Raw genomic sequence first — 9,940 nt, 5'->3', positions numbered from 1 at the left:
GCCGCGGCCATCACCCCGCCGGTGGGGGTGCACAACCCGCGCAGCGTCAACGCGGACCGGGCGACCAGATCCTGCTGCGTGCGGGGCAGGGACAGCTGTGAGAGCCAGCCGGACCACCCGTGTTCGGCGTGCTCGCGGCGGTCGGCCTCCGGGTCGGGGTGCGCGTTCAGCGTGTCTGCGCCGCAGCGCAGCTCGAACACGACCGGCTCGCCCTGAACCGGATGGAGTACGGCCCGGGCGGTGTCCTGCCCGTCCTCGGTCCCGACGTGCCACTCCACGCCCGGGGAGCGCAGCACCAGGGGGAAGTCGGCGCCGTGGACCCGCAGCCCGTCGTCCTCGGCGATGATCCGGACCGGGGCGCGCCCGAAGTCGGGGCGCGGGGCGAACTCCACCGTCACGGGGGTCGATCCCTCGACCACCCGGACCAGGTCGGTGCGGCCGGGGGCGGTTCCGGTCGGGGCGGCGAGGGCGGTGGACGTGTCCTGGGCGAGGTAGTCGGTCACCGACAGGCGCGACCACCGGGTGCGCACGGTCATGGTGCCGGGCAGGTAGCGCTGGCCCAGCGGCATGCGGCCGTGAGCCGGGGCGATGGTGAACACACCCGCCCGCGGACCGCCCAGGACCTCGGCGAACAGGGCGTTGGAGTCCGGCTCGGGATGGCAGAACCACAGCAGGCGCGCGTCCGGGCCCAGCAGCGCCACGGAGGCCTGGTTGGACAGCATGGACATGCGCTCGATCGGGATCGGGCGCTCCTCCGGTTCCCCGGCGCCGGAGCAGCAGCTCCTCCGCGCCGTGTCGAACCCCGTTGCCCCCTGTGTGAGAGTCACCCCGCCACCTTCCTCCGCTTCCGGCGGGTCCGGGGTCCACGTCGACTCCGGCAGCCCGATTTTCGCTGGTCACCGACCAGCGGGAAAAACCTAGAACAGGGACGAACCACCGCACACCGCGTTTCACCGGAGCTTAGGTGTGAGCTAAGGAACTCTTAAGGTCCCGGACGGCACGGCCCCGCTTCCGGGCCCGGTCCTCCGACCGGGAAAACCCTTTGCCCTGCCCGAACCCCCGTGGAACGCTGACCGGACGCGCCGCGTGAGCGTGCGCGGGAAGTCGTGGTCAGCAGAGAAGAGCAGTCGTGGGTTACGTCGACGTCAACCAGGTGACACACACCCTGCCCGACGGGAGGGTGCTTCTGGACGGGGTGTCGTTCCGGGTCGGCGAAGGATCCAAGACCGCCCTCGTGGGCGCCAACGGCGCGGGCAAGAGCACGCTGCTGCGCCTGGTCCGCGGTGAGTTCCCGCCCCAGTCGGGCGCGGTCACCCTGGACGGAGAGCTGGGGGTGATGCCCCAGTTCGTGGGACACGTGCGGGACGCCACGACCGTGCACGAACTCCTCGTGTCGGTCGCGCCCGGGGCGGTACGCGGAGCGCACGCGGACCTGGAGGCGGCCGAGCAGGCCATGATGCTCGCCGAGGACGAGCGGACGCAGATGCGCTACGCCGAGGCGATCGCGCGTTACGGCGACTCCGGCGGTTACGAGGCGGAGGTCGTGTGGGACCAGTGCTGCATGGCGGCCCTGGGCACGCCCTACGAGCGCTGCCGGTGGCGGGAGGTGCGCACGCTCTCCGGCGGTGAGCAGAAACGCCTGGTCATCGAGGCGCTGCTGCGGGGTCCCGCGCCGGTGCTGCTGCTGGACGAGCCGGACAACTACCTGGACGTGCCCGGCAAGCGCTGGCTGGAGGAGGCTCTGCGCGCCACTCCGAAGACGGTGCTGTTCGTCTCGCACGACCGTGAACTGCTGAGCCGGGTTCCGGACCGGATCATCACCGTGGAGCTGGGTGCGGCGGGCAACAGCGTGTGGGTGCACGGGGGTGCCTTCGACACCTACCACGCGGCGCGGCGGGAGCGGTTCGACCGCCTGGACGAGCTGCGCAAGCGCTGGGACGAGGAGCACGCCAAGCTCAAGGCGCTCGTGGCGATGTACAAGCAGAAGGCGTCCTACAACTCGGACATGGCCACGCGCTACCAGTCCGCGCGGACCCGGCTGCGCCGGTTCGAGGACGCGGGGCCGCCCCAGCAGCAGCCCAGGGAGCAGAACCTGCGGATGCGGCTGCGCGGCGGACGCACCGGCAAGCGCGCCCTGGTGTGCCGGGACCTGGAGCTGACCGGGCTGATGCGCCCCTTCGACCTGGAGGTCTGGTACGACGAGCGGGTCGCGGTGCTGGGCTCCAACGGTTCGGGCAAGTCGCACTTCCTGCGGCTGCTCGCCGGGGGCGGCGACGACCCCGAGTCCTCGCTGGTACCGGAGGAGGAACGCGCCGGTGTCGCACCGGTGCCGCACACCGGACGGGCCCGGCTGGGCGCCCGGGTGCTGCCGGGGTGGTTCGCGCAGACGCACGAGCATCCGGAGTTCACCGGTCGGACGCTGCTCGACATCCTGCACAACGGACAGGGCACCCGCAGGGGCGTGCCCCGGGAGGAGGCGGGCCGGGCGCTGGACCGCTACGAGCTCGCGCTCTCCGCGGAGCAGCCGTTCGACACCCTCTCCGGCGGCCAGCAGGCCCGGTTCCAGGTCCTGCTGCTGGAGCTGTCGGGGGCCACGATGCTGTTGCTCGACGAGCCCACCGACAACCTGGACGTGGTCTCGGCCGAGGCGCTGGAGTCGGCGCTGGACGCCTACCAGGGCACGATCCTGGCGGTCACGCACGACCGCTGGTTCGCCCGGGGCTTCGACCGGTTCGTGGTGTTCGGCGCGGACGGGCGCGTGTACGAGGCGGACGAGCCGGTGTGGGACGAGGGACGGGTCCAGCGGGCGAGGTAGGGGCGGTTCGGAGAACGGGGCTTCGAGGAAAGGTGTCCAGCAGGCAAGGCTTCTGGGAAGTCCAGTGGACGGGCGCCCCGACGGCCGTGCGGGACAATGTCCCGCACGGCCGGGCGAGGGCTTCACACGGCGTACCGCCCTGGGTCGAGGGTCGCTGACCCTGGTCGGCACGTAGATCCGCCTCCGAACGGTTCAGTTCAGGGGTAGTTCACCGCTGATGGCGCCCTCGCACCCTTGGAAACACTCCAGGGTCAGTTCCAGGGAACCTCCGGTCTCCGCCCCCGCGTAGGTGTACAGCAGCACACCGGAGCTGCCCGCTCCGACCACCTTGTTGCCTGCTGAGGTACCGGGCGACTCCAACACCAGGTTCCCGGCCGGGTCCCGGTAGTCGGCGATGGTCACCTCGAAAGAGGTTTCGGCATCCGCTTCCACGTAGAGGATGACCGCCAGGTGATTGCTGTCATTGGAGTAGTAGCTACTGCCAACCGTGACGGTGGCCCCCTGCTCCTCGAACTCGCCGCCTCCCGGGTGGAAGTTGTCACTGACGGTGTTGCCGTTGACCTCGAAGTCACTCAGCAGGCCGTCCTCGTACATGAAGGCGCCGAAGGTCACGCACCCCGAAGGCTGGCAGAGCTGAGCGTCGTTCTCACGCACGTCCACCTCCAGGGGTTCCACCACCTCGCCCACGTCCTGGAGCGCCTGGGCGTTGTCGGCCCGGTACTGAAGGTAGCCATGGGCCGGAGACCCCTCCCGGGCATGGACGAGTCCCTCCCCCGTCGCCGCCGCAGGTCCTACCGCGACAGCTTCGAGATAGGGCAGGGCGTCCTCGGCGCTGCCGGGTTCGGGTGAGGGTTCCGCCGACTCGGCGGACTCTGTGGCCTCCGGGGTCTCCGTGGGCTCGGATTCGACTTCCACCTGTGTTTCCGCGGTTTCTCCGACATCACTCAGGACTCCGCAGGAAGTGAGGTGGACAAGAAATGCCAGGGCCAGTGCGCCGATGGTCTGTCGGAAAGAGGTCATACCGGGAGGCCTTCTTCTTCGGGGGATGGGGGAAGCGCCCGGGGGCGCCTGGCCCTCGGGCGGTAGAAGGGACTCCACGGGCGCGGGACGGAGTCACTCCATTCCTAGCAGACACGGCCCCAGATCCCCTGCTGCCATGGTTTTTCGGCAGTCAGAACCGGTGGCTGCTCCAGGCCGCACGGACCCGACCCTCGAACCCGACCGCCCGGACCTGGGCTGGTCTGATCTTGGGAACCGCAAACATTACATAGGACCCGGAAAGACCCCCATGCGGCATCCCAACCGTCCTGGGCGCCGCGACCCTGCTGCGTGCCCCGGCAGGAGACCTGCACGGTGAGGGCGGGGGTAGGTCCGACGAACATTCTTCGCACGGGTCAGCGGATGTGGAACTCCACGTCCACGGACGAGGCGCCGCGCAACGGCCCGATCCTCTCGGCCTCGTCTGCCAGCGAGTCCTTGTCCTGGGCCGGCCACGAACCGAACGGTGTGAGGGTGACCTTGAGTTTCCGGCCGCTCTTGCGCGGACGCCAGACGCCGGTGATCTCCCCGTCGGTCAGGACGGTGCCGGGCGCGCCCGCCGACTTCCACACCTGGCCTCGGTACTCCCGGTCGACGATCGTGTCGCGGTCGCGCATCTGTGTGTACGGATCGCCCGGAGGGAGCAGCCGCGCCCCCTTCGGTGACGGAGGCGAGCCCAGTGCGTCGAGGTCCTCTGTGTGGATCCACGACGTGCCGCCGAACCCGACCTCCGTCAGCTCGTCCTCGACCGGGTCCCACCAGGGACCGGTGTCGCCCGTACCGACACCCAGCCAGGCGGCGAAGGCCGCGCGCGTCGAGGGCCCGTAGCAGCGCAGGTAGCGGCGGAGCAGTTCGGCACGCGCGGACTCCGGACCGACGTCCGGAATCGGATGGCCCAACCACTCGTCGACCAGGACGAGGGGCGCCTTGTTGCCGGCGCGCGGCGCGAAGCACACCGCGCCCCGCAGCGTGAGGACGCGGACGCAGAAGTGCACGACTCCCTCGCCGAGCGGCTGGCCCGGGGCGTAGGGGCCCTCCGCCTCCCAGATCCCGCGTCGCCCCGTCGGCAGGGTGCGGGCGATCCTCCGGGCGATCTCGGCACCCAGCTCGTTGATGGCGAGCCCGCCCCCGGTCGGACCGCCTCCGGCCAGTACGTCACCGATCTCGGCGGCGGTCAGCTCGACCGCCTCGGCCAGGCTCATCCCGAGCCGGTCCAACGCCGGGCCCGCGCCGAGGACGAAGCGGCGCGCGGCGGACTCGGTGGGCGGCAGTACCCCGGCCGTGAACACGGGGGCGTCCGCGGTCGGGAAGTAGAACGGAGATCCGCGCATGCTCCAGGTCTGCAGCAGGCTCTTGTCCTCGGCGACCGCGCACTCCAGGCGTTCGGCGGTGAGGCCCCGCGCCCTGGCGTGCAGGGCGAGCAGCGCCGACCCGGGCGGGCTGTTCTGCACCCCGCACCGGCCGACCGCATCGAGCAACCCGCTCTCCCCCACCCGTTCGGTGAGGTGATGGGCGCCCAGGCGGAACGCGATGACGTCGGCTCTCGAAACCGTGACAGCCATCGGATCATTCTAGGTCGCGCCCCCGGGACGCGACCGGTCGGTGGCCCGCACCGGGCACACGGCCGTCTCCGGTTCCGGTGGTCCTTCGGAGCATGCGCCGCTTCCTCCTCCGTTCCCGGTCGCCGGGTCCCCCACGGCGATCCGGAGCGTGGCCGCAGAGCGTTCTTCGTCACGTAGGGAGCCGGTCGCGGAGTGTTCCCCGAGCGGACTTCCGGAACGGCCCGGGGAGCCCGGCAAGGGCCGGAAGGCTTTCGGGAACGGCGATGCGGAACGCTTCGGGGACGGGAGCCGGGACCACGCTCACCCACGGTCGATTTCGGAGAGTCACACCCTCCTCCCCTTGGGTATTCGTGCGTTCATCCAAGCTAAGGCTTCGAATTTGCATGTCGGTTCGGATCATCCGATGATCTGGTGGCGCGACCGAACGACACCGGAAGGCACCACCACGATGAAGTCCCCCACGGGCGGCACCGACTCCGCCTCCGACGGCCGGACCTCCGCCGTCGGCGAGCGGCCCGAGGACGAGCGGCCTCCGCTGCGGCTCATGGTCACCTACGGGATCCAGCACATCCTGGCGCTGTACGCCGGGGTCGTCACTCCGCCGCTCATCATGGCCGCGGCGGTGGGCCTGGACCCGGTGGAGACCGGCCTCATCATCAGCGCCGCGCTGCTGGTCAGCGGGCTGATGACGCTCATCCAGACGCTCGGTGTGTGGCGGTTCGGCATGCGTATGCCGCTGGTCATCGGCTCCTCGTTCATCCCGATCACCGCGATGACCTCGATCGGCGGGGCCAGCGGGCTGCCCGCCGTCTTCGGTGCCTCCATCGTGGCCGGGCTGTTCGGCATCCTCATCGCACCGGCCATGGCCGGCCTGATCCGGTTCTTCCCCCCGGTCGTCACCGGCAGCGTGATCACCGTCCTGGGCCTCGCGCTGATCCCGGTCGCGGTCGGCTGGATCACGGACAACAGCGAGACCGGCGCACCCAGCGACACGGGGCTGCTGCTGGGCGGTGCGACGCTGGTGATCATCCTGGTGCTGTCCAAGGTCCTGCGCGGCGTATGGGGCCGGGCGTCCATCCTCCTCGGCCTGGTACTGGGCACCCTGCTCGCCGCCGCCCTCGGAGAGGTGGACTTCTCCTCCGTCCCCGAAGGGCCGGTCGTCTCCCTGCCGACGCCCTTCCACTTCGGCCCGCCCGAGTTCCAGATCGCCGCGATCATCACGATGTGCATCATGATGGTCGTCATCCTGTCCGAGGGCATGGCCGACATCCTGGCCGTGGGCGCGGTCGTGGGCAGCAAGATCGACGGCCGCCGCCTGGCCGACGGCCTGCGCGCCGACGCCGCCACCGCGGTCATCGGCCCGCTGCTGAACTCCTTCCCGGGCAGCACGTTCAGCCAGAACATCGGGCTGATCGCGCTGAACAAGGTGAAGAGCCGCTACGTGGTGGCCGCGGGCGCGGTCTTCCTCATCGCGCTGGGCCTGTTCCCGATCCTGGGCCGGGTCGTGGCGATGATCCCCTCCCCCGTCCTGGGCGGCGCCGGACTCGTGCTGTTCGGCTCGGTCGCGGCAGCCGGCATCCAGACCCTGGGCCGGGTCGACTACGAGGACAACCAGAACCTGGTCATCGTGGCGGTCTCGCTCGGGTTCGGCGTCCTGTCGATCGCCTCACTGGACTTCTTCTCCGGTTTCCCGGAGTGGGCGACGATGATCCTGCACTCGGGCATCGTCACCGCCACCGCCTCGGCGCTGCTGCTCAACGTGTTCTTCAACGTCCTGGGCTTCGGCGATCGAGCGCGCCGGTCCGAGCCCGCTCCGACGGACTGAAACCGCTCGGGACAGGCATAGGTGCCGCAGAGACCACACGAGCTCGACTCACCCACATCACCACAGGTCAGAAAGTCGCTCTGATTCTTTTGACTGAAGGGCTGATCTCCCGGATGGGAGATATTTGGGAGATCAGCTCCCAGTGGGCTCCGAAGAGAGCTCATCATTGATGTCTTCACGGTACTGCTCTTCGAGCATGGGCGCCATCGCGAAGAGGTGATCACGTTCCGCCTCGGTCAGAGCGCTGACGCTCCCCGCCCACCGAGCTTCGAGCACTCTGAGTACTTGTTTCAGCATCACAGGGGTCACATGCTCATAGACCTGGGCCATCCCCGGGAGCTTGTGTCCCAATCGAGCGGCCCGCGCCACCTCCGGAATCCCGTCTTCGGCCAACCACGTGCGATGAGTGTGTCGACCGGCTTCATGGAACGTGATCCCCTCAACAAGCGGCTGCCGCATCCATGCCTGCTCGTTAGAGTCCCCATCCCATGCCGGACGCCAGAACCGGTACTGGAAGTTGGTCCGACGGAGCCACCCTCCACTAAGAGCTCATCTCATTTGGGCTCTCAGCAACCTGCTCCTGTGTCGATGGTGGAACGGTTGGTGCCGGACGAGCTGTGGGAACTGTTCCAGCAGGTGGTACCCGAGATGCCTCCGCACGGCGACCACCAAGTCTTGGCCGCGATCATCTTCATGGCCACGTCCGGCTGTACCTGGGCCCTGCTCCCACCGGTGTTCGGCCCCTCCGGTGCCACCGCTCACCGGCGCTTCACCGAGTGGACCCAGGCAAGGGTCTGGGCCAAGCTACACGGCGACAAGGGCTACGACTACGACCACCTGCGCCGCCGGCTCCGGCAACGGAGGGTCGTGTGCACCGCCCGGCCCGCACAGGGGTGGAGCCATCGCAGCGACCAGGCAGGCATCGATGCCAGATCGAGCGCACCATGGCCTGGCTGGCCGGATGCCGCCGCGCGCACCACCGCTACCGGCCGAGCACTTTCTGGCCTTCGTCGGCATCGCCTGCACGTCGATTTGCTTCCGCAGACTTACCGAACGAGGTGAGCTCGGTAGGTGTCTCGGGTGAAATGGGTAGTGAGGTGGCCCAGATCGGCCGAGACCACCTTCACGTCCGTTCCTGCGGCCAACACACCATCGAGGCGGCTCCGTGCTGCAACCCGTACAACGTGATCGGTGGAAGTCCGCCGCTCGGATGATACCGAAAGCTGTCAGCGGTGGGATCGTCGTGGCGGGTCGGGAGCCGAGTGACATCGAGTGTTCTTTGAGGGGCTGGGTTGTTTTCCGCTTCGGAGAGTATTAGCCCCTCACCTGAGAGGACACCGAATCTCAAGATCACCGCCAGAGTCGAGCTCAGCGGGAGCGGAACTTGAACCCGACGCCGCGGACAGTAGTGATCCAACTGCTGCCTTCGAGCTTCTTACGCAGACTGCTCACATGCGTATCAATAGTTCGACGGGACCAAGAATCACCCCACACTTGATTCATAAGCTGCTTTCTCGATACGACCTTCCCCGGCTGCGATGCGAGCACCCTGAGAAGGTCGAATTCCTTCGGAGTAAGGTTGACAGGGATTGCGTTGAGTAATACCCGACGAGAGGCGATGTCGATCTCCAAAGGCCCGTGGATGATGACCGGAGAGTCCGGGACCACGGGGCGGACTCTGCGCATGATGGCCTCCATACGCGCAATGAGTTCGTGTACTTGACAGGGCTTGGGCATGTAGTCGTCGGCGCCCGCCTGCAACCCCAGGACTCGATCGAGTTCGGAGATCCGCGCCGTCACCACGATGATCGGAACCATGCTCGTGGCACGAATGGCTTGGCACACTTCCAGGCCGTCCAGATCAGGTAAGTCAAGATCGAGAATCACCAAGTCATATGCCCCACTGGAGTCCAATGCCGATTTTCCCGTATCGGCATGATGGACGGTGTGCCCGTGGCGCCGCAGGGCATCCATAAGGGTACGGGCATCAGTCGTTTTATGATCGACGACAAGGAGGTTCCAAGGAAAGAGAGATTCATTCTGTAAGCCCGGCTTCTCCAGCCTGGATGCGGCCCATTCCATCTGGAATGAGACCGGTTCCTGGGTTTCCACTACGATGCTCCCATCGGCAGTCATTTTCCCACTTCAGAAAGAAGGTCCGCAAATTTACCAACGTCGCCCTGGAGGAGTTCGATGAAATGGCGCTCGGCTCGCCGGAGCCGAAGGGCTCCGGACCATCGGCCGATGGGAAGCCGACCACACCATCGGTGAGGACGGCCCGTCCGGCCTCGGTCACTATGGTGGGCTGCCAGGCCCGGCTCACGTCGACCCCGCCCCGGAAGAAGAAGGCCGATCGCGCCGACACGCACGTCGCAGGCCTGGGATCGGCACTCTGGGATGAAACGCCACGCAGGGCTGACCGCGACCAGAGGGCCGCTGGTGTTCTCCACCGATTCGCACAGCGCCCGACCGTGGCCCACAAAGGGGAACACCGGACGACTTCTCTTGGACCTCGCGTCCGCACAAAAGCAAGGGTAGATATTTCTTATAGATTAAAACCCGTTTATTCATCCGCGCCTCTGCGAACCATGGAAGCATTGAAACTGCAACCTGCGGCGCCACCTCCTTCTAAGTTCCCGTCCACACTCCCAGCTGCCCTATCACAAATAAACACTGAAGCACCCGAGCTTCAGCACGTCG

7 protein-coding genes and 2 pseudogenes are annotated in these 9,940 nt (G+C 67.8%); 3 read left to right on the top strand and 6 right to left on the bottom strand.

The window, feature by feature from the left end:
• A partial coding sequence (locus tag D458_RS0121485) for a trehalase-like domain-containing protein (RefSeq protein ID WP_040702611.1) occupies positions 1–827 on the bottom strand: 827 nt, incomplete at its 3' end.
• A gap of 302 nt (positions 828–1,129) precedes the next feature.
• Here D458_RS0121485 and D458_RS0121480 point away from each other — a divergent pair.
• Positions 1,130–2,815, top strand: a complete 1,686-nt coding sequence (locus D458_RS0121480; protein WP_017588804.1) for an ABC-F family ATP-binding cassette domain-containing protein — start codon at positions 1,130–1,132, stop codon at positions 2,813–2,815.
• Between the two features lie 192 nt (positions 2,816–3,007).
• On the opposite strand, the gene D458_RS0121475 is transcribed toward D458_RS0121480, so the two are convergent.
• On the bottom strand, positions 3,008–3,730 hold the full coding sequence (locus D458_RS0121475; RefSeq protein ID WP_017588803.1) for a hypothetical protein: 723 nt from the start codon (positions 3,728–3,730) through the stop codon (positions 3,008–3,010).
• Positions 3,731–4,209: 479 nt separating this feature from the next.
• The gene (locus D458_RS0121470; RefSeq protein WP_017588802.1) at positions 4,210–5,415 is read right to left on the bottom strand and encodes a winged helix DNA-binding domain-containing protein; all 1,206 of its coding nucleotides are present in this window, start codon (positions 5,413–5,415) and stop codon (positions 4,210–4,212) included.
• A gap of 448 nt (positions 5,416–5,863) precedes the next feature.
• Here D458_RS0121470 and D458_RS0121465 point away from each other — a divergent pair, with 448 nt between their 5' ends.
• Positions 5,864–7,240 (top strand): nucleobase:cation symporter-2 family protein, encoded by a 1,377-nt coding sequence (locus D458_RS0121465; RefSeq protein ID WP_026119550.1) that lies wholly within the window; start codon positions 5,864–5,866, stop codon positions 7,238–7,240.
• A gap of 132 nt (positions 7,241–7,372) precedes the next feature.
• On the opposite strand, the gene D458_RS37665 is transcribed toward D458_RS0121465, so the two are convergent.
• A complete protein-coding gene (locus D458_RS37665; protein WP_193374640.1) occupies positions 7,373–7,570 on the bottom strand; it encodes a hypothetical protein in 198 nt (65 codons plus the stop codon).
• Between the two features lie 252 nt (positions 7,571–7,822).
• Between D458_RS37665 and D458_RS35695 the strand changes: the two are divergent.
• A pseudogene (locus D458_RS35695) lies at positions 7,823–8,324 on the top strand (transposase).
• Here D458_RS35695 and D458_RS37660 read toward each other — a convergent pair.
• Together D458_RS37660 and D458_RS33940 are read right to left on the bottom strand one after the other, a co-directional pair.
• Positions 8,305–8,444 (bottom strand): annotated as a pseudogene (locus D458_RS37660) (site-specific integrase); the annotation flags it as partial. The pseudogenes D458_RS35695 and D458_RS37660 overlap by 20 nt on opposite strands.
• Before the next feature lie 164 nt (positions 8,445–8,608).
• A complete protein-coding gene (locus tag D458_RS33940) occupies positions 8,609–9,352 on the bottom strand; it encodes a response regulator transcription factor (protein ID WP_239648030.1) in 744 nt (247 codons plus the stop codon).
• Positions 9,353–9,940: the final 588 nt, after the last annotated feature.

Source organism: Nocardiopsis ganjiahuensis DSM 45031 (assembly GCF_000341085.1).
GTDB lineage: Bacteria > Actinomycetota > Actinomycetes > Streptosporangiales > Streptosporangiaceae > Nocardiopsis > Nocardiopsis ganjiahuensis.
Note: the sequence above shows the minus strand (reverse complement) of the source record. Positions and strands in the feature narration are given on the sequence as shown.